Source organism: Halorubrum lacusprofundi ATCC 49239 (genome assembly GCF_000022205.1).
Lineage (GTDB): Archaea > Halobacteriota > Halobacteria > Halobacteriales > Haloferacaceae > Halorubrum > Halorubrum lacusprofundi.
The window spans coordinates 1,854,516-1,880,557 of sequence record NC_012029.1 but is presented as its reverse complement, the minus strand read 5'-3'; the positions used below and the strand labels follow the sequence as shown (position 1 = coordinate 1,880,557).

Sequence of the window (26,042 nt, the reverse complement as noted above, 5' to 3'; positions counted from 1 at the left end):
CAATGAGTGACACACCGAACTCCGAGGACCGAAGCCTCGACGAACTGCGACGCGAGATCGAAGACATCGACCGCGAGATCGTGGAACTGATCGCCCGACGGACCTACGTCGCCGACACGGTGGCGGCCGTGAAGGAGGAGCGCGACCTCCCGACGACCGACGAGGGGCAGGAGGAACAGGTAATGGAGCGCGCCGGCGCAAACGCCGAGCGGTTCGACGTCGACGCCAACCTCGTGAAAGCGATCTTCCGGCTGTTGATCGAGTTGAACAAAGTTGAACAACGAGAGAGCCGGTAGCCGAATTCGGGCGTTTCAGGGCCTCTACTGCGGTTCGAATTACAAAATCTTCTTCCGGCAGTTGCTCTTTCGTTCCCGGATCGGTGAACGAGAGTATAGACGCGTCGGTGCCACGAACACTAATTCAAACGGAACCGTCCGACGAGTGGGGCATCCTCGATTATTTCGTCCACAAGGCAGTGTACTGCTGGAATTTGATACTCGATCGATGCCTATCGATGATCGGCGTTCAGTAGTCCAGTAGAGAACACGAATCGCGTGCTTCATTCGAAAGCTGTAGTTAGTACGTTGGAATCATTCATCGTGCGTTGGCATCAACGGTACCTGCCCATCGTAACCGCCGCTTGTCTAGTTAATCGAGGAACGATCGAAGAAGGATACCGAGACCGAAGACGAGACACACGGATTCGGCGACGTGGACTTGAGTGAGCGTCAACCCAGTGAACTGGTAGAGGAATCCCTCGATGAGTACGCCGAGTGTAATAAACCCAAACCCGAGCGTTGCGTCGCGGAGGTATCGGGTCTGTTGCTGCCTGTAGGCCCGGAAACTGATTGCGGTGGTCGCGAGACCGACGCCAAGGAGCAGGACGCGAACAGCGATCAATGCAAGTTCCCAGTGGCCAGTCATGGAGACTCCCCTTCGTTCGCTTGTTGTGGCAGTTGACCGTACAGCGAGTACAGAATGACGAGCATCCCGAATGCGACGATAGCAGTCTGGATGGTTCCAGAGAGGAATATCGACAAGCCCACCACATCGAACAGGACACCCTCAATGACAGAGCCGATACTAATAAAGAGGAACCCGATAGCGACGTACAGCATCGGCTCGCTGCCGTACGTTCGATACCCCTTGTAGGCCTTGTACGTTATCAACAGCCCCAGTCCAACCGTGATGAGTTTCGCGATGACGAGTTCGATGTGCATGGTTATGTCAACTCTCCCTGATTTCGCTCCAGATGCGCGAGAACCGCTCGGAAGCGTTCTCCCGCACATGGACGCTCACGTCGATGGTTCCATCGTCGATATCGACGTCGAGATGGTCGACCTTCGCCTCGTAGACGCTGTGGTGGCTCCCATCTGATTCGATCCGTGTCTGCTCGACGAGCAAGTCGTTGGTAATCATGTCCTCAACTCGGCGATAGATGGTTGAGAGCGCGACATCACACTCTGTGCTGAGTTCCTTCGCAGACCTAGATTCCTGACTCGTCGCGGCCAGAATCTGCCGGACTCGTTCTTGGCCGAGGAGCTCCAAGAGTTCGTCAGAGCGTTCCTGTGTGGACACGGATGTTCCTCGCAATAGTTCATGAATACTCCAAGATACTTAAAGAGGGAATCGTTTTGCGTCGCGCGCAAAACAGCGACCCGCCCATTATCCCAGCAAGCGTATCCTCAAGTGCAAGGTGACTGATCCCATGACAAACGAATCTCTGTACACCCGGCGACGGATGCTCAGCCTATCTGGTACCGCGGCGGCCATTGGTCTCGCTGGCTGTTCGGGTGGCCAGGCAGAGAGTGATGGCGGGTCAGAATCGACGGAAGAACACTCTGACTCGGATGGTCACAACGAGACGGAGAGCCACGACGACTCCGAGGACGAACACAGCGAGGAAGAAGAGAGCCACGACGACGAAGAAGAGGGTCACGGCGAAGACAGCCATCATGATGAGGAGATTGGTGCCCCGACGGAAACAGCACAGGTGAACATGATCACGACGGACGGGACGTACCACTTCGACCCTCACGTGGCCCGAGTCGAGGTCGGCGGCACGGTGACCTTCCACAACGAAAGTGGGAGCCACTCTGCCACGGCCTACCACCCAGACAACGATCAACCACAGCTCGTCCCCGACGGAGCCGCGTCGTGGGACAGCAGCCTCCTCTCGGAGGCAGGCGCAACGTTCGAACACACCTTCGAGACTGAAGGGGTCTACCACTACTACTGCACGCCCCACGAAACGGTCGGAATGATTGGTAGCATCATCGTCGGAGAACCGGACGCTCACGGCCAACCTGCGCTCGAGGAGCCGCCACAGGACAAGCCCGAGAGCGTCACGAAGAAGATCTCGGAACTCAACACGATGTGTAACGAAGCGCTCGGCCACGGACACTAATCCGAAGACGGCACCATTTTTCGAGACAGCGGGAATGGTATAGTAGTTTATATTTCTCCGCTTTCCGTGATATCAGTGGCCACGGGAATGAAACACAAAAAAATGAGTAACTAGAGACAGCCTGCGTTTATTCCGTATTTATCATCTACAGCAGTTGGGTGCTGAGGGAACTGACTGTTAATTGTTAGTGAATTTATGGCACAACAGCTTAAGACGACCCGATCAAACCTCACTACACCACCATAGTTCCTCATACCCTGTAACCACCGAACTGAGTTAGCCCGATTCGGAGAACCATCCGTGCTGTATTCGCGCCCTGTATTCAGTACAGCCTCTGAGAACTACTTACTTTCTGTCAGACGAGGTTTGCTGAATACAGAGCGTACACTTCCCAATTCACTGCCATCATGTGCTGGACTTATCACTCCAGTCCGCCAACGCTATGCATGGCCCAGAGTGACGGATTTGACCGACTCCTCGTGCTCGTTGTCGCCATCGTGATACTCCTTCCAGTTTTGATGATGGTGTTCGCATGGCCGATGATGACGATGTGGGGTAGTGGACACATGTGGGACGGCGGGATGTGGAATGGGGCAGGCGCATCGTGGATGTGGCTTGTGATGTGGATCGTTCCGCTTGTGATATTTCTTGGTGGAGGATACCTCCTGTATAGAGTGTTTAACCCTCCCAATAGCAATGATACGGACGCCGCACTCGAAGAACTGCGCCTCACCTATGCACGGGGAGACCTCTCCGAGGAGGAATTCGAACAACGGCGAGAACGCCTCGATCGTTCGGAGTGAGGCCGATGGACGACGACCACGCGGCGCATCATCAGCACGCCCCCGCCGAGCGCCCCACCGATCGAGCGTGCCCTGGGTGTCGGGTCTGCGCGTGCTACGAGACCGAAAGCGACCGCCGCGCGACGGACGAAACCGATGATCGCGCCGAATCCCCCGATTACAACCATCACGCCGGCCACAGTCAGAACGACCACGGCAGCGCAGACCACGACCACGGTTCAATGGTCGACCACTCGGGGCACGAGGCGATGTTCAGACGACGGTTCTTCGTGTGTCTCGCCCTTGCAGTGCCCGTCCTCTACTACAGCACTACGTTACAGTCGTGGCTCGGCTTCGCCGCAATAGGCTTCACTGGGAGCGAATTCATCGCGCCCGCCTTCGGGCTCCTCGTATTCGGGTACGGGGGCGTACCGTTCCTCCGGATGGGGGCCGTCGAGGCTCACAACCGGGAGCCAGGGATGATGCTACTGATCTCGCTGGCGATTACTGTCGCGTTCGTCTACAGCATCGGGGCCGTGGCGTTCGGGGTCGGCGAGCCGTTCTTCTGGGAACTCGTCACACTCATCGTCATCTTCCTGCTCGGCCACTGGGTCGAGATGCGGAGCGTCCGCCGTGCATCGGGAGCACTCGACCACCTCGCCGACCTGATGCCAGACACCGCCGAACGGCTCACAGACGGTGGTGAGCCGGAGACGGTTCCGGTCGCCGAACTTCAGCAGGATGACCTCGTACTTGTTCGCCCCGGGGCGAACGTGCCAGCCGACGGCGTCGTCGAGGAAGGGGAGTCGAACGTCAACGAGTCGATGCTCACCGGCGAGTCCAAACCCGTCTCGAAGGAGCCCGGTGACGAGGTCATCGGCGGGACGACAAACCGAGACGGAAGCCTTCGCGTCCGGGTGACCGCAACCGGCGACGCGACTGCTCTCTCGGGCATCATGCGGCTGGTCGATGAGGCCCAGCGGAGTAAGTCCCGGACGCAGGTGCTCGCCGATCGGGCCGCCGGCTGGCTGTTCTACGCGGCGCTCACGGTGGCGACTGTCACCGCCGTCGCGTGGACGGCTGCGGTCGGGTTCGGATTCCCGGTGGTTGAACGCGTCGTGACAGTGCTGGTTATCGCCTGTCCGCACGCGCTCGGACTCGCTGTGCCGCTCGTCGTCGCCATCAACACATCGATGGCGGCCAGCAACGGGATGCTTATCCGCGATCGCATAGCGATGGAGGAGGCCCGTAACCTCGACGTGGTCGTCTTCGACAAGACCGGGACGCTGACGAAGGGCGAGCAGGGGATCGTCGATGTAACTACGACCGGGACGCTGACCGAGAACGAGGCGCTGACGCTGATGGCCGCCGTCGAGACCGACTCCGAGCATATGATTGGCGAGGCGATTCTGTCCGAGGTCGAAGAACGTGGCCTCACCGTCCCGGACGCAACTGGGTTCGAGGCGCTTGAGGGCCGTGGCGTCCGGGCGACAGTCGACACGACCGCCGTCACCTCGGGAACGGGTGAGACCAAACGAGAGTCGGTTCACGTCGGTGGCCCGAACCTGATCCGGCACCTGGGCGTCGAGATACCGGGAGAAATCGACGCGTTCGCGGAGCGCGCTGGCTCTCGGGGACAGGGTGTCGTCTACCTCCTCCGCGAAGAGGAGGCGGTAGCTGCGGTGGCACTCGCGGACGTGGTTCGAGAGGAGAGCTTTGAGGCTATCGAGGCACTCCATCAGATGGGTGTCGAGGTGGCGATGTTAACCGGTGACTCCGAAGACGTCGCCCGGGCCGTCTCGGAAGAACTCGGCATCGACACGTACTTCGCCGAGGTGTTGCCCGCGGATAAGGACGAGAAGATTGTTGAGTTACAGGAGGGCGGAACCCTCGTCGCGATGGTCGGGGACGGCGTGAACGACGCGCCCGCGTTAACCCGTGCGGACGTCGGCATTGCCATCGGGTCGGGTACCGACGTGGCTGTTGAGTCGGCTGACGTTGTCCTCGTGGAGAACGACCCGCGGGACGTGGCCAGCCTCGTCCGCCTCAGTCGGAAGAGCTACCGGAAGATGCAGGAGAACATCGTCTGGGCAGCCGGGTACAACGTCATCGCACTCCCGCTCGCCGCTGGCCTACTCGCACCCATCGGTGTCCTGCTTTCGCCCGCCGTCGGGGCTGTTTTGATGTCCGCGAGCACGATAGTCGTCGCGGTCAACGCCCAGCTCCTGCGTCGGGCCGATATCTCGAATTGAGACGACGATCGGATTCCCACCGGGACACACTACTGCGAATGGCATGGTATATGCAAATGCTTGCAGTGGTCTGCGACGACTACTAACTGAGGTACCCTCGAATGGGACTTCGGCTGGCCGCTATTCTATGCGACGAACGCGAGTTAGCACCCATCTCCAATGTTTGTTCTGTCATCCGTCCTGTGAGAGAGCCGATTGTATTGATCTGACACTGTCCAAGATATACGCAGCGTATGCAGCACGGCTGTTGAAACCCATCACCAATTGATGGATTCAACAAGGGCCTCATATTCACTATCGTCGTTTCTTTATATACAGTTGCGTTTCAAAGTCTGTAACGACTGATAACGGCTCCCTTGAATCCATAATATCCCTATTTTCCACAAGAATCCATGGTGGATTTCAGCTACCTGAACAAGGTGGAGCAGCGGGAGCCTCGCTGATTGGTGCCGATGCTCAGTTCACGCTTTTTGCGAGCTCGGCTCCAGCTGTGAACTCCACGTCATCAGACGCGGCTCCCGTGAAGTGGCGGATTACTCCGGGTCGTCTTTTGGCGGCCGTTTAGACAGCCGGTCGAACCGGTCTTGGGCGGCGTCGGCCCGGGTCGAAGTCCGTTCGGGATCGTAGGTCGCGGCCGCGATCGATCCGTCCTCGATCCGTACGTCCAAGATCGCATCCGCATGCCGCCCCTCACTCGGGAGTCGATCGGCGTCGAGGACGGCGTTGCCCACGTCATCGCCGTCACGCTCGAAGAAGACGGTCGCAAGCCCGTCTTCGACCGTGTCCACAACCGCCGTGTACGCACCGTCAGCGAGATCGATCTCAGTCATTCGTACGACTCCTCAAGAACGCGGTCCCCGGTAGTGTTTGTGACGATCACGGTGTCGCCGGCGTTGTTCCAAATCGGCGAGTCGGAGCCCCAGTAGAGTTCCCGTTCCGTGTCGGTTCCACTCCCCGTTCTGAGTGTCAGCGTCTCGTCGGGAGCGAGTGTCACGCCGTCCGGCATCGCGTAGCGTTTCCCGACCTCGTCCTCGACGGTCCACCCCGACAGATCGAGCGTCTCCGTCCCCTCGTTCTCGAAGACTATGTACTCGTCGTTGAGGGTCTCGCGGTCGTCACCCGCCGCGTCCGCGTTGATCGTCGCGATCGCGAGCGTCCCGTTCGAATCGGTGGCCGTCTCGTCATCGCTACCGGCTGAGTCATCCGTGGTGTCTCCGCCGTCGGTAACAGCGACGGCTCCACCACTACCGATCTGGGCCCGTTCCACGACATCGCCAGGCGTCCCGGGCTCGATTGGATCGCCGTCGCGGAGCGACTGCGGTTCCGTCGGCGCATCCCGCTGTGTTCGTACCGAGATATTCGTGCCATCGCTGACGAAGACGATATCACCGTGTGTCGCCGTCCAATACGTCGACACTGACCGGTCGGTGAAACGCTGGAGGACCTCCTCGTGTGGGTGCCCGTACTGCGAATCGTAGGCGCTCGAGATGACCGCAACGCGCGGGCCAACCGCATCGAGAAACGCTCCGCTCGAGGAACTGCTCGACCCGTGGTGACCCGCTTTCAGCACCGTCGACTGGAGCCGCGCACCGTACGTGTCGACGAGATACGCCTCTTGGTCGTCCTCGGCGTCACCGGACAGCATGAAACTCGTCTCGCCGTGCGTGAGTTTGAGAACGATACTGTTCTCGTTGCGAGCTTCGTTCTCGAGATACGGCTCCGGGGGACCGAGCACGTCGACGGTGGTCTTACCGAAGGAGACGGAATCGCCCTCTCGCGTTTCGTACAGCGTCACCTCGTGTGCCTCGACGGCATCAAGATACTCACCGTACGTCAGTGTACTCGCCGCGAGCCCCGGATCGTAGACGGCACCGATCCCGCCAGCCTCTGTCTCGTAATAGTCGATGATCGCCGCATTCCCACCGATGTGATCCGCGTCGTTGTGCGAGCTCACGAGGTGGTCGATCCGTGTGATGTCGTGTCGTCGGAGATACTCGAGTACGTATTTCCCGTCGTCGTTGTAGTGGCCCGTGTCGACGAGCATCGTCTCGCCGTCGGGTTCGATAACGAGCGTACTCACGGATTGCCCGACGTTGATGTAGTGAACTTCGAGAGAGCCGTTGGCCGCTGTGATATCCGACCCGCTATTCGGTGTTGCATCGGCGGATATCGGGTCACCGAGAGATGCACCCGCGCAGCCGGCGAGAACGACGACACCCACGAGAAGAAGCACATGGGATAGCTTCCGAGAATGAATCATTATTACTCATGGGTGATGTTGACTTGTAAAGTTGATCTAACGTGAAACATATTTAGTACGTAGATCAGTGACAGTAACAGAGATGGCACACTCCGCTGTGTTCCTCAGATAGAGGGCCTGTGGGGGATTTTTGTCTCCGTGATTCCGAGTTGGAGTCGATATGTCACGAGCACTGACATCCTCTCGCGACGGTCACGTCTACGAGTTCGCGCCGACGATGGAGCCCGTCTACGAGGCGGCCGACGGCGAGTCGCTCACGATCGAGACGATCGACAGCCTGAATGGAGCGATCCAGACCGACGACGACCGCCTCGACGCCATCCCCGAGGAGGTGAACGCCGCGACCGGGCCGATCGCGGTCGAGGGGGCGAGCCCGGGCGACGTGCTCGCGGTCGAGATCGAGGACGTGCGCGTCACCGAAGACCGAGGGCGCGTTCTCACCGCCCCCGGGTTCGGCCTTCTGCAGGACGATCCCGAGATCGAACACCCGGCGACGCGGATCACCGAAGTGGACGCCGAGGGAGCGAGTGAGCAGATCGACTTCGAGGGGATCGACGTGCCGATCGAGCCCGTGATCGGGACGATCGGGGTCGCCACCGCGGAGGGATCGGTCTCGACGCTCACCCCGGACGACCACGGCGGCAACCTCGACACGACCGACATGACGACTGGGACGACCGCGTACTTCCCGGTGTTCCAGGAGGGCGCGATGCTCGCGATGGGCGACTCGAAGGCCGCGATGGCCGACGGCGAGATGTGCGGCACGGGCGCCGAGATCGGCACCGAGATCGACGTGACCCTCTCGGTGATCGAGGATCCGGAGATCTCGCTCGATCGCCCTCTTGTCGACACCGGCGACGCAGTCAAAACGATCGCGAGCGCCGAGACGATGGAGGAAGCCGTCGAACTCGCGAATCGCGATGTCGTCCGGCTACTGGCACACGAACACGGCTTCTCCCGGACGGAGGCGTACCTGTTCTCCAGTCTCGTCGGCGGCCTCGAAATAAGTCAAGTGGTCGACCCGCAGGTGACCGCGCGGAACGCGGTGCCGAGCGAGTATCTGTCGGTTCCGTACTGATCGGTCTCTCCTGCGATCGGTTTCTCTTCCCGACCGGTTTCTCTTCCCGACCGGTTTCTCTTCCCGACCGATTACTCGTCGACGGTGTGCCCGCGCTCCGCGATCTTCCGTGCGGCGTCGCTCAGGTGGCTCGTCGGCTGATCCGCACTCGCCTCGGTTTCCGACGCGCTTCCGTCGCTGTCGTCACCTTCGCCGGGCGAAACGACCTCACCGTCCAAATCGGTCTCTGCCGACCCGTTTCCGACGCCGACCTCGGCCGGATCGGCGTCCGGCGGGTAGCTCCGCTCGGCCGGCGGGACGAAGGCGGTCTCGACCGCGCGGACGATCTCACGGACGCTCTCCTCGTCGAGTCGGTCGGCGTACGCCTCGCGGATCAGGTCGGGGACGGCGTAGGCGTAGTGGCCTCGACCGGCGTGACGAATGACCCCCGCCCGTCGGATGGGGCGGTGACGGCTGTACGCGTGGCCGGAGTCGCCGTCGCCGCCGGCGTCGATGTGGGCGGCGACGGGGTCGCTGACGCCCTCGCGTCGGTAGTGTCGGAGCATCCCCTGTGAGAGCTCCGGAAGTGCCTCGATCCGACTCCGAAGCTCCTCGATAACGGCCTCGCGGGTGCCGAGCTCGACCGCGTCGTCGAACCGGAGCGCGCTCTCGGCCACGTCGGCGCGCGTGACCGGATCGACGTCATCGACGGGGGCGCCGTCGCTCGAGTCGTCGGTTGGGGTCTCGCCGGTCGGGGAGTCGTCGGCCGGGGCGTCGGAGTCGGTGTCGTTCGGGGCTGTGTCGCGGTTGCCCGCGGTGGTGTCTGTGTCGACATCGGCGTCTCCGTCGGCGTCCTCGCTTCTCTCGGTCGCGGCGACCGCCTCGTCGTACGACTTGAGCACGGACTGGTCGCCGTCGTCGCCAGTCGTTCCCTCTCCGCCGGCGGCCACGGACGGGCCGTTTCCGCCGCGGTACGGCGCTTCGGCCTTCCCGAGAAGCGCCTGCGCGAACTGGTCGGCCATGTTGCTCAGGTCGCGGGCGTCCTCTAGCTCGCGTTCGAGCTCCTGGATGCGCTGGTCCCGTTTGTCGAGATCCTGTTTGAGGTCGGCGATCTCGGACTCGCGACGCTCCTCCTCGTCGGAGATGGACTGGAGCTCCCCGACGAGATCGCTGGAGACCGACTTGAGCTCCGGGCGCTCGAAGTCGTCGAGCCCGGGCGTCGCGCCCGCGTCGAACGTCTGCTTGCGGTGGAACTGGATCCGGCGGATCGACTCGTCCCAGTCGGTCATCAGGAAGGCCTCGCCGTCGCCCAGATCCTCGACGGCGCTCGCGTACTTCGAGCCGAGGATGCGTCCCACGACCTTCGTGTCGTTGTCCCAGGTGAGCCGGTGCCAGCAGAGCCAGTCGCACTGGGTGATGAAGTCCTTTTTGACGTCGGCCGGGCGCTGGCTGATCCCGACGATGCCGAGGCCGTGTTTCCGGCCGCGCTTGCCCACCTTGATCAGCATCTTCCCCGTCTCGTCCATCCCGCCGCCCTCCGGGATGTACTCGTGACACTCCTCGACGACGAGCAGGAACGGCTTCTTGAGGCGCTTCTCCTTCGCGAACAGCTGTTTAACGACCTCCAAGAGGAGCTCGTTGGCGGTGTCTTCTTCGAGGTAGCCCGAGACGTCGAGGATGATCGGAACGTTCTGCTCTAAGGCGAGATTGGCGAGCTTCTCGGCGTGTTCGGGTGAGACGACGATGTCGCACTCGTCGTCGGCGCCGGCGTGCAGAATTTCGTACTCTTCCTTAAGGCCGTAATACTCCCCGTCCGTGTCCACGATCATCACGGGGAAGCCGTTATCGAGGAGGTTCTCGATGACGACGGACGCCGTGTTGCTCTTGCCGGATCCGCTTTTTCCCGTAATAAACGATCGGCCGGTGAGCACGTCGACGACCGGAAGCTCTACCGGCGAGCCCGGCTCCGCCGTCGCGTCGCCGCCGATCCCCTCACTGACGTCTGCGACGTGGATCGCCTCCTGCTCGGTCATACTTATGAGAGACACCGCCCGCGTCATAAACTATCGGCTCGGGCGGTCGCCGTCGGCGGGAGCGCGGCGTAGCGAGGTGCATGACGCCCACAAGATGTATCTCGACTGCGGGAGATGCCCAAGCATGAACACCGACAACACCCTCCTCAACGCGGTTATCGGCGCAGTCGCGACGATCGGGCTCTCGTTTACCGGTATCTCGCCGGTCCTCGGCGGCGCACTCGCGGCTTACCTCGACGGCGGCGACACCGAAAACGGGCTTCGGGTCGGCGCGCTCTCGGGCGGAATCGCCTCCCTCCCGGTTGCCGCGTTCTTAGCGATTGCACTCCTGTTCCTCCCGTTTACGGGGGACCTCGGGATCGCGGTCGGCGGCTTCCTCTTCGTGGCCGTGATCGTGGCGCTCGCGGTCGGGTACACCGTCGCGCTGAGCGCGGTCGGCGGGATGCTCGGCGCGTACTTAAAAAGCGAGCTGTGAGGGACTCGCGCTCGGTTGTCGCGCTCGATCGCCGCTTCAGTGCTCGCCGCCCGTCCCGCGCCGGTCGGAGTCGAGGTCGATGTCGAGGTCGTCGAGGAGCTCCTCGGCCTCCGCGCGCTTCTCCTGATGGTCTTCGAGGAACTCCGACATTAGCTCGGCGGCCTGTTCCTTGCAGCCGCCACAGAGGCGCTCGCCGTTGACGCACTCGGAGTAGACGGTCTTCGTCAGCTCGTCGTCGTCGCCCGCGAGCAGGTAGGCGTACAGCTCGTAAACGGGACACTCGTCGGCCTCGCCGCCCAGTTCGCGCTGCTCGGCGGCGGTGTCGCGGCCCCCGGTCGTCGCCGCCCGGACCTTGTCGTAGCCGTCCTCGGGGTCGTCCAAAAGCGAAATGTGGCTCGCCGGGACCGACGAGGACATCTTCCCGCCGGTGAGCCCGGTCATGAATCGGTGGTAGATCGAGGAGGGCTGGCGGAAGCCGAATCCGTCGTGGTCGATCTCGACGTCGCGCGCCAGCGCCTCGGCCTCCTCACGGGTGAGATCGAACGCGTCGACGTGGCCCTCGAAGACGCGCTTCTCGCCGTCGACGGCCTCGATCAGCGCCTCGAACGCCTCCTCGGTGGCGTTGCGGTCGAAGAAGCGCACGCGGGGGCGGAGCGGCTCCTTGCCGCCCGCCCGGAGCTTGTCGAGGGCGGTCGACTTGGCGGCGACGAGGTCAGTAGCCTCCGAGTCGGTTTCCGGCGGCTCGTAGTCGGCGAGCCACTCGGCGGCGTCCCCGCAGCGCACGTCGACCTCGGCGTCCCCGTCGCTCTCGTCGCCGGCCGCGAGCGCGTCGTAGGCGGCCCGCACGAGCTGTCGCTCGTCGTCGTTCAGCTCGAAGGAGGCGAACGCCTCGGTCACCTTGAAGTAACGCACGCGGGTCGCCAGGTCGCGGGTCAGTCGGACGTGCGGGTCCTGGTCCGGCCCGACCGGGATCACGGTGGGTTTCGGCTCGTCGACGAGCTGCGGGTAGAGGATGTCCGCGGTCTGGGTGATCACGCTCTGCATGTGCGAGATGTTGGTCTCGCCGTCGAAGCCGTAGATCGCCTCGAACTCCGAGAAGTTCGCCTTCGACCCGAGTTCGAACCCCAGATCCTGTACCTCGCGGTTGTCGGACTGGCGGTACAGCTCTCCCTCCTCGGCGTCGAAGCCGAGCGCGAGGAGACTCAGGAGGTAGTTGCGCGCGTGCTCGTCGATCTCGTCCCACGACATTCCGCGGGCGGAGTGAGCCTCCAGATCGGCGATCAGCCCGAACGCGTCGCCGCCCTGCTGTTGGTGCCAGATGATCTCGTCGAACACGAGCTTGTGGCCGATGTGGGGGTCGCCGGTGGGCATAAACCCGGAGAGCGCGGCGAACGGCTCGTCGTTGGCCATCGCCTCGGCGACCGCGTCGTACTCGCGGTGCCCGAAGATGACGCCGCGACGCATCAGGTAGTGCGGGTCCGCCACGCTCTCGGCGACGTCGTCGAACGCCTCGATGCCGAACTCCTCGAACAGGTCCGCGTAGTCGCCGACCGACGCCGACCCCCACGGGTCGAGCGCGACGTCTTCGGTCGGTTCCGCGCGCTCGGTCCCGCCGTCCGTGCGGGGGGTGTCCTCGTCCATACGTCCCCTCCAGTCGGTCGATGCAAAAACCGTTCGCTTGCGCGAGAGGAGTTGCCACGCCGCCGAACACGGGTGCTAGATCACCCGGCCGCGTTCCCACCGAGCGACCGAGCGGGCGTACCGTTATTTGCCACCGGATCGAACAGTCGCCCATGTACGACGACCTGCTGGTGCCGACCGACGGAAGCGAGGCGGTCAACCGCGCGCTCGATCACGCCATCCGACTGGCGACCGACCACGACGCGACGATCCACGCGCTGTACGTCGTCGACCGACGTATCGCCACCGCGAGTTCCGGCGAGCTTCACGACGAGGTCGTCGCCGACCTCGAGTCGCAGGGCGAGGATGCAGTCGCCGCGGTCGCCGATCGCGCCGCCGAGGCGGGCGTCGACGTCGAGACTCACGTGATAGAGGGAACGCCGGACACCGAGATCGTTGACTACGCCGACGAGCACGGGATCGACGTGATCGTGATGAGCCCCGAGGGGAAGTCGCCGCGCGAGCGGATCCGGTCGCTCGGCAGCGTCTCCGACCGCGTGGCCGACGACGCGAGCGTGCCGGTGTTCCTGATCAAGTAGGCGTTCGGTGGTCGGGCCGCGGCCCTGATTTGACGGTCTACTCCGTGAGCTCCGCCGCCGAGTCGGCGATCTCGTCGACGCGCTCGCGCTGTCGATCCGTCGTGGCGGCGATCTCGCTCGCACTGTTAGCGACCGTCTCCGCCGACTCGGTCGAGTCGTCGACCATGGCCGCCACCTCCTCGACGGAGGTCGCCTGTGAGTCCATCGCGTCCGACACCTCGGCGATCCCATCGGAGGCGTCGACGACCGCGCTCTCGATCGCTTCTAACCGCGTTACCGTTTCGTCGACCTGCTCGGTTCCGTCCGCGACTCGGTCCGCGACGCGTTCGAGCTCGTCGAGCGTCGCCTCGCCGCTGTCGGCCACCTCTTCGACCGTATCCTCAATGTCTGCGGCGTGGTCGCTGGCGTCCTGCGCGAGCGACTTCACCTCGTCGGCGACGACCGCGAAGCCGGAGCCGGCCTCACCCGCACGGGCAGCCTCGATAGAGGCGTTCAGCGCGAGCAGGTTCGTCTGGTCCGCCACGTCGCCGATCACGTCGGTGACGCCCCGGATCTCGTCGACCTGCTCCTGGAGATCGGCCATCTCCTCGCGGACGGCCTCGGTGGCCTCGCGGACCTCTTCCATCGTCTCCGTCGCGTCGCTGGCGGCATCGACGCCCTCGGCAGCTAGACCGGCGGCGTCGTCGCTGGTCGCGGCCACCTCGTCGGCAGTGGCGGCGACCTCCTCAACGGTCGCGGTCATCTCGTTGGCCTCTCGCGAGAGGTCGTCCATCCGGTCCGACTGTCGGCCGGCGAGCTCGTCGATCCGGTCGCTCTCCTCGGCGACTTCCGCGGTGGTTTCGCGGAGCGCCGCCGCCGGCTCGCCGATCTGTTCGGCGACGCGCCGCGAGAGCTCCCGCTGGCGACGGGCCTCGCGTTCCGCCTCCGTGACGTACGAGTCGACGTACGTGTCGATCGCGAGCTGTTGGTCGAGGAGGAACGCCTTGAGCACCGACAGCGCTTCATCTCGGAACTGTTCGACCGCCTCGGCGGTGTCATCGGTCGCTCCGCCCTCGCTGTTTCTGTTCTCACCGTTCCCGTCGACGGCCCGCTCCGCCAGCACATCGAAGAGCCGCTCGTAGTACACCGCGTACTGCCCGAGGTAGGCGTCGGGTTCGAGCCCGAGCAGGTCGTGGAGTCGCCCCACTCGCGCTCGGTCGGCGAAGTAGTCTCGGCCGTAGTCGCCGCCCACTACCCCGGTGAGATACCGTCGCTGGCCGGCGACGAGCGCCGACATGGGGAGCGACGACCGGTCGAGTACCGCCCGGACCTCCGGATCGGAGTCGATGTGGTCGTAGAACTCGTCGACGATGTCGTCCGCGACCGCGTCGACGTCGTCCGCGATCGACGAGAGCCGCGCGGCGTCCCGCTCGTCAAACCGGCTGTGCCGCTTCCGTCGTTCGATCTCTGCGGCGTTGATTTCGAGGTTGTTCAGCAGTTCCTCGCCGTCGACGGTCGCACGCGTGTCGTCGTCGATGCCGAGTTCGTCGTCGCGGTGGGTTCCCTGACTGCTCACGCCCGCGATATCCGGATCCGATTTATGAACCCTCTTCCCCGATTATCAGGTCGGGAATCTCGGGGACTGCGACGCGTTAGTCGCGGCGGGGGCGGCGGGGGCGTCGATCCGGACGCGCGGCGCCCGGACGAGACGCGCCCCGTGGTCCGACCGAGTTAGGTGGCTGGGCGCACGGACACTCGGCATGGAACTCACCGTCCTCGGATCCGGCAGCGCGATGCCGGTCCCGGACCGCGTGCAGGCGGGCTACCTCCTCGACGACGGCGACCGTTCCCTCCTCGTCGACTGTGGCAGCGGCGTCCTCCAGCGGCTGGCCGGCACCGAGACCGGCTACGAGGGAGTCTCGACCGTTCTCTTGACGCATCACCACCTCGACCACGTCGCGGCGCTGCTCCCACTGATGAAGGCCCGATGGCTCGCCGGCGAGGAGCATCTGGAGGTCGTCGGCCCGGCCGGAACCAAATCGCTGCTCGACGGGCTGCTCGACGTTCACGAGTACCTCGACGGGCGGATCGATCTGGCGGTCCGCGAGGTGTCGGCGGCCCGGCCCTTCGCGGCGGCCGGGTTCGACGTGACCGCCCGCGAGACGCGCCACTCGATGGACGGGTTCGCCTACCGGTTCTCGCCGCCGAGCGCCGATTTCGACCCCGCGAACGGGCCGCTCACGCTCTCGGGGGACACGGAGGCGTTCGCGGGCATGGCGTCGTTCGCCGACGGGAGCGACCTGCTGGTCCACGACTGCTCGTTCCCGGACGGGACCGACGTGTCGAACCACCCGAACCCCACGCAACTGGGGGAGTCGCTCGCGGGCACCGATATCGACACGCTGCTGCTCTCGCACCTGTACCCGCACACCGGGGGTCGCGAGCGCGAGATGGCACAAAGCGTCCGGGACGCGGGGTTCGACGGCGACGTCGAGGTCGCCAGCGACGGGCTCCGGGTCGCGATCGCCGAGCGATCCGGGTCCGCGGGTGACGGTTCGGCTGCCGGTGCGGGCGAGGCGAACGAGGCGGACGAGGCGGACGAGGCGGACGAGACGGATGAGGCGGACGAGGCGGCCGAGGCGGACGGGACGTAACCGCTCCACGTTACGCGGACTCACGATCTACCCGGATATTTAAGCGAACGCGGTGGCTTCGTTCGGACATGACCGGCCCACTCGCGGACGACTTCGGACGGGAGGTGACAGGGGTGCGAATCTCGCTTACCGACCGGTGTAACTTCGACTGCGTCTACTGTCACAACGAGGGGTTAGGCGACACGCGGGGGCCGATGGAGCCGAGCGACGACGAGATGACCGCCGACGACGTGGTCCGCTTTCTGGAAGTCGTCGAGGGGTACGGCGTCGACTCGGTGAAGTTCACGGGCGGCGAGCCCATGCTCCGACAGGACCTCGAAGAGATCGTCGAGCGCACGCCCGACTCGATGGAGGTGTCGCTGACGACGAACGGGACCTTCCTCCCCGGGCGCGCCGAGGACCTGAAGGCGGCCGGGCTCGATCGCGTGAACGTCTCGCAGGACGCGCTCGACCCGGACGACTTCGCGGAGGTCACCAAATCCGGCGCCTACGAGCGCGTGCTGGAGGGGGTCAAAGCCGCCGTCGACGCCGGGCTCGACCCCGTGAAGCTCAACATGGTCGTGTTCACGCACACCGCGGGCTACGTCGAGGAGATGGTCGAGCACGTCGCCGACAACGAGGGGCTCCAGCTCCAGCTCATCCAGTACATGCCGGAGCTGACCGGGAAGCCGGAGTGGAACGTCGACATCGAGCGCGTTCACGACTGGCTCGCCGAGAAGGCGGACCGCGTCGAGCGTCGCGAGATGCACGACCGGAAGCGGTACTTCGTGGGCGAGGACAGCGACGACGACACCGGCGGCATGGTCGAAATCGTCGATCCCGTCGAGAACGAGAACTTCTGTGCCAACTGCGGCCGCGTCCGCGTCACCCACGAGGGATACTTAAAGGGCTGTCTCAACCGCAACGATGACCTCCGGTCGATGGGGGAGATGACCCGCGACGAGATCGCCGAGACGTTCGAGGCAGTGGTGGCTAATCGCGTCCCCTACTACGGCGAGTACCTGATCGAGAACGACGACGGCGAGTACGAGCTCAACGAGAAGTATCTGGGGACGCCGAGTACGGCGGATTGAAGGGCGCAGCGAAGTCGAGTTTCCTCCCGCCTCCTTGGATCTTGGTAGTTCTCGATCGAACAGCACCTTCGACGATCGCATCCCAAAACATCTTACTAAAGAATTCTGTGGATCTCCATCAACGACGGCAACAGAGTCGGAGCTCCAGCAGTTAGATTCCGGTACAAAATATATTGAACAGTATTGCCGGAAGCTAGCTAAATATGCGTTAGTTTTTCCTACAATAAAAATAGAAATATGTATGAGATACTCGTTGAGGCTAGCGTATTTGCGTGGTGACCTGTATGCAGAGAAGTTACCGAACAATCCAGATATATAACCCATGAGTAAAGATCAAGTTCAAACAGAAGATATTGATGGCGATCATCTAAATTCATACTTAGATAGACAGATCGAAACATACTTTCATACACAAAGACGCGCAGAAAGATTGATCCAACTGCTGATCGCTGCATCTGCTATTATAATAACGTTCACTTCAGAAGGCGTATTCAATAGAGTAACTAATTATCTGCAATCTGTTGAGAATCAGAGCCCAATTTATTTAGGAGATAACATTGCAAATTTAGCAGATCTCGGAACCCCGTTGAGTTTGTTCGTTATTATGTTATCGGCTATTTTTCTTCTTGATTCTATTGCATGGGCAATTGATGTTCTAACAATGCCTAGATTAAATTCGTTACTTGGGGCTGAAAAGTCCTATTCCACCAGACTTCCGCTTGTTAGTAGAGATGATATAGAGGATGTTCAATACGGTGTGAACACCACGTATAACGACAAAGTTCGATCTGATCTGAAGTTCAATTCAAACTTGTTAGGTAAGATGGGGCTTTATATGTCAAAATCCTATGAGAGACTGTTGTTAGCGCTCGCTCTACTAGTGCCGTCCATGTTACTTGTTTTCGCAGATCTCACGCAAGATCCATTTTGGATAATATCGTTTTGCTCATTTTATGTGTTAGCAGGAAGCATATATATAGTTAACAAATTAGTCCATACTTCGTGGAAAAATCTTGAATTGGGAAAAGAGAGACTATACCATTTCATCATTATTGGGCCTCCATTCACACAGAAATATGGTTTTCATGGCATTCTGTACATCATCTCTGGCCTTGTAGCTTTTATCGGATATACACTGTCTTTTTTGACTACAATTGTTTTTGTTCTAGAAGTAATTTGAATGATCGGAGCTACCCGAACCACGATCGCGAAGTTCCTCCAGCAGCTCGGGCCAGTCGAGGTCGAACACGAATAGGTCCGGCCGAACAGCTGATTCATTCGCTTGTCCGCGTCGACCGGCCAGTCGGTAATGAAACAGATTTTCTGGAGTCTTTAAAAATGTCGACCTTTCCCTTCCCCCCCGCTTGACAGTCGTGCCCGTGAGTGACCACAGGAAAGAACGTGCACGACGGGATTCGAACCAGAATCAGACGTGCTCGCTCGCTTCGCTCGCTGCGCGCAACTGATTGGGTTCGAATCCCACTGTGCCGGTTCGCTCGCCGCTGCGCTCCTCGCTGATACGGGCACAGTGGGATTCGAACCCACGACCGTCGGATTAGAAGTCCGACGCTCTATCCGGGCTGAGCTATGTGCCCTCACTCCAATCTCAACCGCCTCGTATAAAAAACGCCGACGGTTCGCGCCGACGTCGACACCCACGCCCCAACAGCAGACCTAAGTCCGACACGGGACTACTCGCCGCTAATGAACGTTATCGGAACCGTCGGCCTCCCCGGCAGCGGGAAGGGGGAGGCGGCGAACGTGGCCGAAGAGGTGGGGATCCCGGTCGTCGTCATGGGCGACGTGATCCGCGCCGAGTGCCGCCGCCGCGGGCTCGACCCGGCCGAACACCACGGGCGAATGGCCGGCACCCTCCGCGAGGAGGAGGGCGACGACGCGATCGCCACCCGGACGCTCCCGCTGATCCGGGAGGCGGCGGCCGACGGCGAGCGCGACACCGTGCTCGTCGACGGGCTCCGCTCGACCGTCGAACTGGAGCGCTTCCGGGAGGCGTTCGGCGACGACTTCACGCTCGTGGCGGTCCGCGCTCCCTTCGAGATCCGCGCCGAGCGGCTCGACGACCGCGGCCGCGACGAGTCCGACTCCGATCTGGAGGCCCTCCGCGAGCGCGACGCCCGCGAGATCGAACTCGGCCTCGGCGAAACGCTCGAACGGGCCGATGTCGAGATCGACAACACCGGGACGCTGGCGGCGTTCCGGGGACGCGTCCGGGAGGTGCTCGGCGTCGCGGAAGGCGAGGGGAACGCCGACGAGGTAGCCGACGCAGATCCCGCGACCCCGAACGCCGGAGGTGACGGCTCGTGATCTACAGCATCGACGTGCGCATCGAGGCCCCCGTCCGCGACACCGAGGTGACCGACCGGGTCGCCGACGCGATCAGGAACGTGTTCCCGGACGCGGAGCCGATCCACGAGGACGGCCGACTGGTCGCTGAGGGACACACCCTCGACGCCTTCTCCGACGTGCTCCACGAACAGGAGATCCTCGACACGGCCCGGCGGGTGTTCCTGCAGAACAGCACCGACGAGGGGTTCGACTTCTCGCTGAAAAAGCAGGCGGCGTTCGAGGGCGTCGTCAACTTCGCGGTCGGTGAGCCGGACGAGCTCGGCGAGGTCAACGTCGAGGTCCGCATCCGAGAGCCGGATGTCGAGGCGTTCATCGACTACGTCGCGCCCGAGACGGACGAGGGGCGCCCCGTCGATCCCGTGCGGGAGTACGGCGACCGAGTCGACCCCGAGGACATCGACTACTGAGAATTCTCCGAGGCGCGCCATCGGGACGGGGTGGCCGTTCGCCGACTCAGTCGCTCAGCAGCGACGAGGCGGCTCCACCGATCGCGCCGAAAACGGCCGGATAGACGGCGCCGGCGAGCAGCACGGCGGTGATGAGGTCGGGCGCCACGCTCCCGTCGCCCACGGTGTACCGGAACAGGAACGCCCCGATCACCGCGAGCGGGAGGTACCCGGTGAGGACGAACGCGCCGGCCTGCGCCCCCTCGGCCGGGTCGGACGCGCCGGCAGCCCGCCCGGCGACGACACCGGCGACGAGGAGCAGGAGCGGCGGGAGGATGAAGAGTAGCGAACCGCCGTCCGCCTCCATGATGAGGTTCGTCGACTGCGCACCGCCGAACACCCCGGGCGACATGGTGTCGACGAAGTGTGCGTTATAGAACAGCCAGCCGGCGGCCTGCCACGTCGAGATCGGGTCGCCGCCGAACAGCTCGGTGAAGAAGTTGACTCCCGACAGCCCCTCCGCGATCCGGTCGCCCTGTGTCACGTACACGACCAGATAGCCGAGAACGTACGCGACGGCGCCAGCCGCCGCACCGCCGACAATTCCGCGCGTTCGGTTCGATTGGTCGGGGACAGACATGTGCCCGGAGTCGTTTCGGCGGTCGTAAGTGTTTGTTGGGTCGGTGAGCTCAAGCACTGAACCCGTTCGGCTACCCGATCGCCATCTCGGTCGTTCTCACCTGTTTTCCGACTACTGAGTCGCCTCGCGCCACTCCGCCTGCGAGATCGAGTACCGGACCTCGTCGTGGACGCTGCCGTCGAGATCGGTGATGTGATTCCGTAACAACCCCTCTCGGCGGCCGCCGAGTCGGTCGACGTACTTCTCGATCGCCCGCTGTGACTGCGCGTTTTCGGGGAGGTGGCTAACGGCGACGAGATCGAGATCGAGGTTCTCAAAGGCGACTTCAACGAGCGCCGCGGCGCGCTCACCGGAGTAGCCGCGGCCCCAGAACCGCTTTCGGAGCCACGTGCCGAGGACTGCGGTCCGTTTCTCCCAGTCGACACTGAAGCCGCCGAAGCCGGCGATCTCGCCGGCGCCGTCCTCGCCCTCACGGGGGCGGATGACGTAGCTCGCCGCCTCGTTATCCTCCCACCGTTCGCGGCCGCGTTCGAGGAACTCCAGCGTCTCCTTTTTGGTCTCGTGGGGGTCCCACGTCACGTACTCGGTGACCTCGTCGATGCCGGGATCCGACGCGCAGATCCGGTAGCAGTCGTCGAGATCGACGTTCTCGGGCCATCGGGGTTCTAATCGTAGCCGGTCCGTCTCGATCGTCTCGGGGAACATACCCGCTCGTCTCGCGGGTGCGTATAAAAACCACGCCGAGCGTGCGTCGCGTTATCGTCTCTCGTATGTCTCTGCGTTCTCACCCGACGACGCCGTACTCGCGGAGCGCGTCTCTGAACGCCGCCCGCTTTACCAGCGCGAAGCCGACGCAGATGATCAGGAAGCCGGCGACGGTGTTCGATGTGATCGCCTCGTTCAAGAATAGCCACCCGGAGACCGCGGCGAACACCGGCGCGACGTACGAGACGAGGTTGATCTCGATCGGACCGAGCCGGTCGAGGAGATCGAAGTAGATGAGGAATCCGAGCCCGCTGGCAACGATCGAGAGGTATCCGAGCGCGAGCATTGCCTCCGTGCTCCACGTCACGTCGGCGACCGACTCGCCGAGCGCAAGCGACAGTAGATGCATCAGGAGGGCACCCAGCAGCATCGACCACGCCTCCATCGTCTCGATCGGGAGGTCGTCGTCGGACGCCCGCGTGAGCACCGAGCCGAGCGCGAACGACGCGGCCGCCAGCAGGACGAGCAGCTTCGCGACCGTGCCGCCGCCGGTGAGATTGCTCGGGTCCGGCGCGGCCAGCACGACCGCGCCCGCGAGCCCGACGAGGAGTCCCACCACGCCGACCAGCGTCAGCCGCTCCGAGGGGAGGAAGGCACGCGCGAAGACGGTCGTCAGAACGGGCGAGAGGCTCACGATCACGGCCGCGACCGCGCTTGTCACAGCCGGGTCGCTCTCGCCGATGAAGAGGAACGCGTGGTAGGCAGCGATGATCAGCGTCGCGCCGACGGCGACGGTGGTCCACTCGTCGCGTCCCCGCGGGATCGGATCGTCGACGACGTACGCCGCGTACGCGAGCATGACGACGCCGGCAACGTCGTACCTGAGCGCGGCGAACAACACCGGCGGAAAGTACGTCAGCCCGGCTTTGATCGCCATGAACGCCGATCCCCACACCGCGGCGAGGATAAGGAATAGCGAGAGGTTCCGTGTTCGGCTCACGCACCGACCTCTCCCGGGAGCGCGCCAAAAGGTTCCGAAAGCGGCCGGTCGTGCGGGAATCCATGTTCATCCGGGGAACAGTTCTCCTCCGGAGACAATCGCCGACTGCTACCGAATGCGGTAGTGATCCACGTCAGCGGAGCCGTCGCGGGCGACGACCCCCACGTCGGCGAGCTGGTGGAGGGCGTCCGCCACCGTCTCCTCGCGGGCGCCGACCTCGTTGGCGACCGCCGCGGGTGTGCCGTCGGTCTCGACCAGCGCGTCGAGCACCGCCGCGAAAAAGCGGCTGTCCGACTCGGTGCCGAGACGTTCGTCGATCTCCGCCAGGGTGTCCTCGACGCGCCCTTGTACCCACCGCTGGGCCAGCGAGAGTTCGCGGTCGAGGTCCTGGAGCCGGCCGTACTCGCCGGCGAGGTCGGCCAAATCGCTCGACGACCCGGAGTCGTCGGGGATCTCTATCGAAAGATGCTGACACCGTGACGCCATGTCGAAGCTGTTCTTCGCGGGATAGGCGCTCTTCGCGCCGAAGCCGTACGGAGAGACACTTACCTCCAGTCGGAGGCTCTGAGCGATACGGAAGTACTTGCGGCGCTGGTCGTCGGTGGTCGACTCGACGAGACCGGCCTCGTCCAACTTTCGCAGGTGGTCGATCACCGCTTTCGGGCTCACGTCGAGGTACTCCGAGATCTCCGTGACGTAACAGGGCTTGGTGGCGAGCAGCCGGAGGATGCGTCGCCGGTTCTCGTTCCCAAGGAGATCAAGCAGTACCGCGGAGTCCATTAACGTATGGTTAGCGTCGGAGACGGAAAAGGCTGACTCACCTGTGACGGACCAATCGCCCTCCCGCGGGCGGTCGTTCTCTCCGCTTCTTCGTCTCTCGCCCCTGGATGGTCGACCGGAGCGAAGGGTAGTTACCCCGCCGCCGGGAACAAGTGGTATGGAAACGGCGCTCATCATTCTCGACGGATGGGGTCTCGGCGGTGGAGCGGGCGACGGTGAGGACGGCGAGACGGTCGACCCCTCAGGTCGGCCGGCGGGACGCGACGCGGTCGCGGCGGCCGACACGCCGACGTTCGACACCGCGACCGAGCGCGGCGCGAACGGTCGACTCGTCGTCCACGGCCGGCGCGTGGGGCTTCCGGAGGGCCAGATGGGAAACTCCGAGGTCGGCCACCTGAACATCGGCGCGGGACGGGTCGTCAAGCAGGCGTACACCCGGATCTCCGACGCGCTCGCGGAGGGATCGCTGTCTGATAACGACGCCATCGCGGGCGCGCTCGATCACGCCGCCTCGACCGGGGGGCGGGTCCACTTCATGGGGCTCGTCTCCGACGGCGGCGTCCACTCGGACGTCGAGCACCTGCTCGCGCTGATCGACGCCGCCGCCGACGCCGGGGTGCCAGCGACGAGCCACGCGTTCACCGACGGCCGCGATACCGCCCCGGAGATCGCCGACCGATTCCTCGCGGACGTGACGGCGAAGGCCGACGAGCGCGGGACCGGTCACGTCGCGACCGTGACGGGACGCTATCACGCGATGGACCGCGACGAGAACTGGGAGCGGACGAAGAAGGCGTACGACGCCATCGTCGAGCGCGAGGCGCTCCACGAGGCCGAGACGGCGGTCGAGGCCGCGACCGAGGCCCACGCTCGCGGCGAGACGGACGAGTTCATCGAGCCGACGCTGGTCGCCGGCGCCCCCGCCCTCGCCGACGGCGACGCGGTCGTCTTCTTCAACTTCAGGGCCGATCGCGCCCGGCAACTGGTCCGGATGCTCACCGACACGCGTCCCGACTGGACGTTCGACCTCGACCAGCCGGGGATCCGGATGACCACGATGACCGAGTACGACGAGACGTTCGCGTTCCCGGTGGCGTTCCCGCCCCAGATGCCCGCGAACACCATCGGCGAGGTCGTCTCCGAGGCGGGACTCACCCAACTCCGGATCGCCGAGTCGGAGAAGTACCCGCACGTGACGTACTTCCTCAACGGCGGCCGCGAGGTGGAGTTCCCCGGCGAGCGGCGCGAGATCGTCGAAAGTCCGGACGTGCCGACGTACGACCTCCAGCCGGAGATGTCCGCGCCGGAGCTTACGGACGAGGCGGTCGGGATCATCACTGAAGAGGACCCAGACCTGATGGTCCTCAACTACGCCAACCCCGACATGGTGGGTCACACCGGCGACTTCGACGCCGCGGTCGAGGCGGTCGAGGCGGTCGACGCACAGCTCCATCGCCTCCTCGACGCGGTCGCCGACGCGGGCGGCCACGCGGTCGTGACGGCCGACCACGGCAACGCTGACGATATGGGGACTCTCGAAAACCCCCACACCGCTCACACCTTCAACCCGGTTCCGTTCGTCTACTTGACCCCCGACAGCGACGACGGCGGGTGCGAGATCCGAAACGGGGGGTCGCTGTGTGACATCGCCCCGACACTCGTGGACCTGATCGGCCTCGATCGACCCACAGAGATGACCGGCGAGAGCCTCCTCGCGGAATAAATGATAAACTTCGGTCAGATTCACCCGGGTTCCACGCCGTTTTAAGTGCCCGACCGGCCAGTGATCGTTCATGACAGACGAGACCACTCCGGTTATCGCCGCAGCCTACCGAACGCCGCAGGGACGCGACGGGGGCGTCTACGCGGACGTCCGCAGCGAGGATCTTTCGACGCGCCTCATCGACCACACGCTCGCGGAGACCGGGCTGACCGGCGACCACGTCGACGACCTGATGTGGGGGGTCGCCCAGCAGCGGACCGAACAGGACAACAACGTCGCCCGCGTCATCGCGCTCCTCTCTGACCTCGGTGAATCGGTACCGGCGACCTCGATCAACCGCTGGTGCGCCTCCTCGATGCAGGCGATCATCTCGGCAGCGGACGCCATCGCGGCCGGGAACCGCGACTGCATCATCGCCGGCGGCGTCGAGAATATGAGTCGCGTCCCGATGGACGGCGACTCCTACGAACACCTCCACCCCGAGTTGTCGGAGCAGTACAACGTCTTTCAGCTCCAGATGGGAATGACCGCCGAGAAGGTCGCCGAGGAGTACGAGGTGAGCCGCGAGGCCCAAGACGAGTACGCCGCCCGGAGCCACCAGCGTGCCGCCGAGGCGACGGAGTCGGGACGCTTCGACGACGAGATCGTCCCCGTGGAGACCGACGACGGCCTGATCGACGAAGACGAAGGGATCCGCCCGGACACGACCGCCGAGAAGCTCTCCGGCCTCTCGCCGGCGTTCACGGGGGACGGCACGGTGACCGCGGGGAACTCCTCGCAGATCTCGGACGGCGCGTCGCTGACGCTCGTCACGAGCAAGGCGTTCGCAGAAGACCACGGGCTCGACGTGCTCGCGGAGGTCGGCACGAACAACGTCGCCGGCGTCGACCCCACCGTGATGGGGATCGGCCCGGTGCCCGCGACGCGCGGCCTGCTTGACCGCGCCGGTCGGACCATCGACGACTACGACCTCGTCGAGCTCAACGAGGCGTTCGCCTCCCAGTGTGAGTACTCCCGCCGCGAACTCGGAATCGACGAGGAGCAGTACAACGTCAACGGCGGCGCCATCGCCATCGGCCACCCGCTCGGCGCCTCCGGCGCGCGACTCCCCGTCACCCTGATCCACGAGATGCAGAAGCGCGACGCCGACCGCGGCCTTGCGACCCTCTGTGTCGGCTTCGGACAGGGCGCAGCGATCGAGTTCAGTCGATAACAGAGCGGGACTCAGCGATCGGGTCGATGGAACGGGT

Annotated in this window: 25 protein-coding genes, 1 tRNA gene and 1 pseudogene; 14 read left to right on the top strand and 13 right to left on the bottom strand. The window is 63.7% G+C overall.

Annotation, left to right across the window (positions count from 1 at the left end; translation table 11 throughout):
• Positions 1 to 2 precede the first annotated feature (2 nt).
• A complete protein-coding gene (locus HLAC_RS09320; protein WP_015910578.1) occupies positions 3 to 296 on the top strand; it encodes a chorismate mutase in 294 nt (97 codons plus the stop codon).
• Between the two features lie 352 nt (positions 297 to 648).
• Here HLAC_RS09320 and HLAC_RS09315 read toward each other — a convergent pair whose 3' ends face one another.
• The 3 genes from HLAC_RS09315 to HLAC_RS09305 are packed head-to-tail and all read right to left on the bottom strand — an operon-like array spanning position 649 to position 1,578.
• The gene (locus HLAC_RS09315; protein ID WP_009762254.1) at positions 649 to 924 is read right to left on the bottom strand and encodes a DUF7521 family protein; all 276 of its coding nucleotides are present in this window, start codon (positions 922 to 924) and stop codon (positions 649 to 651) included.
• Positions 921 to 1,220 (bottom strand): DUF7521 family protein, encoded by a 300-nt coding sequence (locus HLAC_RS09310; protein WP_009762253.1) that lies wholly within the window; start codon positions 1,218 to 1,220, stop codon positions 921 to 923. The genes HLAC_RS09315 and HLAC_RS09310 overlap by 4 nt, the downstream gene beginning before the upstream one ends.
• A gap of 7 nt (positions 1,221 to 1,227) precedes the next feature.
• Positions 1,228 to 1,578, bottom strand: a complete 351-nt coding sequence (locus HLAC_RS09305) for an ArsR/SmtB family transcription factor (RefSeq protein ID WP_009762252.1) — start codon at positions 1,576 to 1,578, stop codon at positions 1,228 to 1,230.
• A 130-nt stretch (positions 1,579 to 1,708) separates the two neighbouring features.
• Between HLAC_RS09305 and HLAC_RS09300 the strand changes: the two genes are divergently transcribed.
• The 3 genes from HLAC_RS09300 to HLAC_RS09290 all read left to right on the top strand — a co-directional run bounded on the left by HLAC_RS09300 (position 1,709) and on the right by HLAC_RS09290 (position 5,441).
• Complete coding sequence (locus HLAC_RS09300) at positions 1,709 to 2,407, top strand: cupredoxin domain-containing protein (protein ID WP_049933493.1); 699 nt, start codon at positions 1,709 to 1,711, stop codon at positions 2,405 to 2,407.
• A 446-nt stretch (positions 2,408 to 2,853) separates the two neighbouring features.
• Positions 2,854 to 3,210: an SHOCT domain-containing protein gene (locus HLAC_RS09295; RefSeq protein ID WP_009762250.1), complete on the top strand. Its 357-nt coding sequence runs from the start codon at positions 2,854 to 2,856 to the stop codon at positions 3,208 to 3,210.
• Between the two features lie 5 nt (positions 3,211 to 3,215).
• The gene (locus HLAC_RS09290; protein ID WP_009762249.1) at positions 3,216 to 5,441 is read left to right on the top strand and encodes a heavy metal translocating P-type ATPase; all 2,226 of its coding nucleotides are present in this window, start codon (positions 3,216 to 3,218) and stop codon (positions 5,439 to 5,441) included.
• 533 nt (positions 5,442 to 5,974) lie between these two features.
• On the opposite strand, the gene HLAC_RS09285 is transcribed toward HLAC_RS09290, so the two are convergent.
• Both HLAC_RS09285 and HLAC_RS09280 read right to left on the bottom strand, forming a co-directional pair.
• Positions 5,975 to 6,271: a DUF3006 family protein gene (locus HLAC_RS09285; RefSeq protein WP_015910576.1), complete on the bottom strand. Its 297-nt coding sequence runs from the start codon at positions 6,269 to 6,271 to the stop codon at positions 5,975 to 5,977.
• Positions 6,268 to 7,701 carry a lamin tail domain-containing protein gene (locus HLAC_RS09280; protein WP_015910575.1) on the bottom strand — a complete coding sequence of 478 codons (1,434 nt, stop codon included), beginning with the start codon at positions 7,699 to 7,701 and terminating at the stop codon, positions 6,268 to 6,270. The genes HLAC_RS09285 and HLAC_RS09280 overlap by 4 nt, the downstream gene beginning before the upstream one ends.
• Positions 7,702 to 7,861: 160 nt before the next feature.
• Between HLAC_RS09280 and HLAC_RS09275 the strand changes: the two genes are divergently transcribed.
• Positions 7,862 to 8,779 carry an acetamidase/formamidase family protein gene (locus HLAC_RS09275; RefSeq protein WP_015910574.1) on the top strand — a complete coding sequence of 306 codons (918 nt, stop codon included), beginning with the start codon at positions 7,862 to 7,864 and terminating at the stop codon, positions 8,777 to 8,779.
• 71 nt (positions 8,780 to 8,850) lie between these two features.
• On the opposite strand, the gene HLAC_RS09270 is transcribed toward HLAC_RS09275, so the two are convergent.
• Entirely contained in the window at positions 8,851 to 10,791 is a 1,941-nt protein-coding gene (locus HLAC_RS09270) for an ATP-binding protein (protein WP_049933491.1), read from the bottom strand.
• A 124-nt stretch (positions 10,792 to 10,915) separates the two neighbouring features.
• On the opposite strand from HLAC_RS09270, the gene HLAC_RS09265 reads away from it, so the two are divergent.
• Positions 10,916 to 11,266 carry a DUF5518 domain-containing protein gene (locus HLAC_RS09265; RefSeq protein ID WP_015910572.1) on the top strand — a complete coding sequence of 117 codons (351 nt, stop codon included), beginning with the start codon at positions 10,916 to 10,918 and terminating at the stop codon, positions 11,264 to 11,266.
• Between the two features lie 36 nt (positions 11,267 to 11,302).
• On the opposite strand, the gene HLAC_RS09260 is transcribed toward HLAC_RS09265, so the two are convergent.
• Positions 11,303 to 12,907 (bottom strand): tryptophan--tRNA ligase, encoded by a 1,605-nt coding sequence (locus HLAC_RS09260; RefSeq protein WP_015910571.1) that lies wholly within the window; start codon positions 12,905 to 12,907, stop codon positions 11,303 to 11,305.
• A gap of 152 nt (positions 12,908 to 13,059) precedes the next feature.
• Between HLAC_RS09260 and HLAC_RS09255 the strand changes: the two genes are divergently transcribed.
• Positions 13,060 to 13,485 (top strand): universal stress protein, encoded by a 426-nt coding sequence (locus tag HLAC_RS09255; protein WP_015910570.1) that lies wholly within the window; start codon positions 13,060 to 13,062, stop codon positions 13,483 to 13,485.
• A 37-nt stretch (positions 13,486 to 13,522) separates the two neighbouring features.
• Here the strand turns inward: HLAC_RS09255 and HLAC_RS09250 are convergent, their stop codons facing one another.
• Positions 13,523 to 15,040: a globin-coupled sensor protein gene (locus HLAC_RS09250; RefSeq protein ID WP_015910569.1), complete on the bottom strand. Its 1,518-nt coding sequence runs from the start codon at positions 15,038 to 15,040 to the stop codon at positions 13,523 to 13,525.
• A gap of 184 nt (positions 15,041 to 15,224) precedes the next feature.
• Between HLAC_RS09250 and HLAC_RS09245 the strand changes: the two are divergent.
• The 3 genes and pseudogenes from HLAC_RS09245 to HLAC_RS18790 form a co-directional block, all read left to right on the top strand.
• Positions 15,225 to 15,989: pseudogene (locus HLAC_RS09245) on the top strand (MBL fold metallo-hydrolase); the annotation flags it as partial.
• Positions 15,990 to 16,186: 197 nt separating this feature from the next.
• On the top strand, positions 16,187 to 17,191 hold the full coding sequence (gene moaA, locus HLAC_RS09240) for a GTP 3',8-cyclase MoaA (RefSeq protein WP_015910567.1): 1,005 nt from the start codon (positions 16,187 to 16,189) through the stop codon (positions 17,189 to 17,191).
• A 322-nt stretch (positions 17,192 to 17,513) separates the two neighbouring features.
• Entirely contained in the window at positions 17,514 to 18,371 is an 858-nt protein-coding gene (locus tag HLAC_RS18790) for a hypothetical protein (protein ID WP_015910566.1), read from the top strand.
• A 340-nt stretch (positions 18,372 to 18,711) separates the two neighbouring features.
• On the opposite strand, the gene HLAC_RS09235 is transcribed toward HLAC_RS18790, so the two are convergent.
• A tRNA-Arg gene (locus HLAC_RS09235) sits at positions 18,712 to 18,786 on the bottom strand.
• A gap of 109 nt (positions 18,787 to 18,895) precedes the next feature.
• Here HLAC_RS09235 and HLAC_RS09230 point away from each other — a divergent pair.
• Positions 18,896 to 19,516, top strand: a complete 621-nt coding sequence (locus HLAC_RS09230) for an AAA family ATPase (protein ID WP_015910565.1) — start codon at positions 18,896 to 18,898, stop codon at positions 19,514 to 19,516.
• Positions 19,513 to 19,965 carry an RNA-binding domain-containing protein gene (locus HLAC_RS09225; protein WP_015910564.1) on the top strand — a complete coding sequence of 151 codons (453 nt, stop codon included), beginning with the start codon at positions 19,513 to 19,515 and terminating at the stop codon, positions 19,963 to 19,965. The genes HLAC_RS09230 and HLAC_RS09225 overlap by 4 nt, the downstream gene beginning before the upstream one ends.
• Before the next feature lie 46 nt (positions 19,966 to 20,011).
• On the opposite strand, the gene HLAC_RS09220 is transcribed toward HLAC_RS09225, so the two are convergent.
• The 4 genes from HLAC_RS09220 to HLAC_RS09205 all read right to left on the bottom strand — a co-directional run bounded on the left by HLAC_RS09220 (position 20,012) and on the right by HLAC_RS09205 (position 23,069).
• The gene (locus HLAC_RS09220; RefSeq protein WP_049933488.1) at positions 20,012 to 20,584 is read right to left on the bottom strand and encodes a DUF7978 family protein; all 573 of its coding nucleotides are present in this window, start codon (positions 20,582 to 20,584) and stop codon (positions 20,012 to 20,014) included.
• A 111-nt stretch (positions 20,585 to 20,695) separates the two neighbouring features.
• The gene (locus HLAC_RS09215; RefSeq protein WP_015910562.1) at positions 20,696 to 21,289 is read right to left on the bottom strand and encodes a GNAT family N-acetyltransferase; all 594 of its coding nucleotides are present in this window, start codon (positions 21,287 to 21,289) and stop codon (positions 20,696 to 20,698) included.
• Between the two features lie 79 nt (positions 21,290 to 21,368).
• Positions 21,369 to 22,289, bottom strand: coding sequence for a DMT family transporter (locus tag HLAC_RS09210; protein ID WP_015910561.1), 921 nt, complete (start codon positions 22,287 to 22,289; stop codon positions 21,369 to 21,371).
• 108 nt (positions 22,290 to 22,397) lie between these two features.
• The gene (locus HLAC_RS09205) at positions 22,398 to 23,069 is read right to left on the bottom strand and encodes an ArsR/SmtB family transcription factor (RefSeq protein WP_015910560.1); all 672 of its coding nucleotides are present in this window, start codon (positions 23,067 to 23,069) and stop codon (positions 22,398 to 22,400) included.
• Positions 23,070 to 23,226: 157 nt separating this feature from the next.
• Here HLAC_RS09205 and gpmI point away from each other — a divergent pair, with 157 nt between their 5' ends.
• Together gpmI and HLAC_RS09195 are read left to right on the top strand one after the other, a co-directional pair.
• Positions 23,227 to 24,792: a 2,3-bisphosphoglycerate-independent phosphoglycerate mutase gene (gene gpmI / locus HLAC_RS09200; protein ID WP_015910559.1), complete on the top strand. Its 1,566-nt coding sequence runs from the start codon at positions 23,227 to 23,229 to the stop codon at positions 24,790 to 24,792.
• A 70-nt stretch (positions 24,793 to 24,862) separates the two neighbouring features.
• On the top strand, positions 24,863 to 26,005 hold the full coding sequence (locus tag HLAC_RS09195) for a thiolase family protein (RefSeq protein WP_015910558.1): 1,143 nt from the start codon (positions 24,863 to 24,865) through the stop codon (positions 26,003 to 26,005).
• Positions 26,006 to 26,042 lie beyond the last annotated feature (37 nt).

Coding starts and splice junctions, on each gene's coding strand:
- HLAC_RS09320 (WP_015910578.1), top strand. CDS start 3: ATGAGTGACACACCGAACTCCGAGGACCGAAGCCTCGACGAACTGCGA.
- HLAC_RS09315 (WP_009762254.1), bottom strand. CDS start 924: ATGACTGGCCACTGGGAACTTGCATTGATCGCTGTTCGCGTCCTGCTC.
- HLAC_RS09310 (WP_009762253.1), bottom strand. CDS start 1,220: ATGCACATCGAACTCGTCATCGCGAAACTCATCACGGTTGGACTGGGG.
- HLAC_RS09300 (WP_049933493.1), top strand. CDS start 1,709: ATGACAAACGAATCTCTGTACACCCGGCGACGGATGCTCAGCCTATCT.
- HLAC_RS09295 (WP_009762250.1), top strand. CDS start 2,854: ATGGCCCAGAGTGACGGATTTGACCGACTCCTCGTGCTCGTTGTCGCC.
- HLAC_RS09290 (WP_009762249.1), top strand. CDS start 3,216: ATGGACGACGACCACGCGGCGCATCATCAGCACGCCCCCGCCGAGCGC.
- HLAC_RS09285 (WP_015910576.1), bottom strand. CDS start 6,271: ATGACTGAGATCGATCTCGCTGACGGTGCGTACACGGCGGTTGTGGAC.
- HLAC_RS09280 (WP_015910575.1), bottom strand. CDS start 7,701: ATGATTCATTCTCGGAAGCTATCCCATGTGCTTCTTCTCGTGGGTGTC.
- HLAC_RS09275 (WP_015910574.1), top strand. CDS start 7,862: ATGTCACGAGCACTGACATCCTCTCGCGACGGTCACGTCTACGAGTTC.
- HLAC_RS09270 (WP_049933491.1), bottom strand. CDS start 10,791: ATGACCGAGCAGGAGGCGATCCACGTCGCAGACGTCAGTGAGGGGATC.
- HLAC_RS09265 (WP_015910572.1), top strand. CDS start 10,916: ATGAACACCGACAACACCCTCCTCAACGCGGTTATCGGCGCAGTCGCG.
- HLAC_RS09260 (WP_015910571.1), bottom strand. CDS start 12,907: ATGGACGAGGACACCCCCCGCACGGACGGCGGGACCGAGCGCGCGGAA.
- HLAC_RS09255 (WP_015910570.1), top strand. CDS start 13,060: ATGTACGACGACCTGCTGGTGCCGACCGACGGAAGCGAGGCGGTCAAC.
- moaA (WP_015910567.1), top strand. CDS start 16,187: ATGACCGGCCCACTCGCGGACGACTTCGGACGGGAGGTGACAGGGGTG.
- HLAC_RS18790 (WP_015910566.1), top strand. CDS start 17,514: ATGAGTAAAGATCAAGTTCAAACAGAAGATATTGATGGCGATCATCTA.
- HLAC_RS09230 (WP_015910565.1), top strand. CDS start 18,896: ATGAACGTTATCGGAACCGTCGGCCTCCCCGGCAGCGGGAAGGGGGAG.
- HLAC_RS09220 (WP_049933488.1), bottom strand. CDS start 20,584: ATGTCTGTCCCCGACCAATCGAACCGAACGCGCGGAATTGTCGGCGGT.
- HLAC_RS09215 (WP_015910562.1), bottom strand. CDS start 21,289: ATGTTCCCCGAGACGATCGAGACGGACCGGCTACGATTAGAACCCCGA.
- HLAC_RS09205 (WP_015910560.1), bottom strand. CDS start 23,069: ATGGACTCCGCGGTACTGCTTGATCTCCTTGGGAACGAGAACCGGCGA.
- gpmI (WP_015910559.1), top strand. CDS start 23,227: ATGGAAACGGCGCTCATCATTCTCGACGGATGGGGTCTCGGCGGTGGA.
- HLAC_RS09195 (WP_015910558.1), top strand. CDS start 24,863: ATGACAGACGAGACCACTCCGGTTATCGCCGCAGCCTACCGAACGCCG.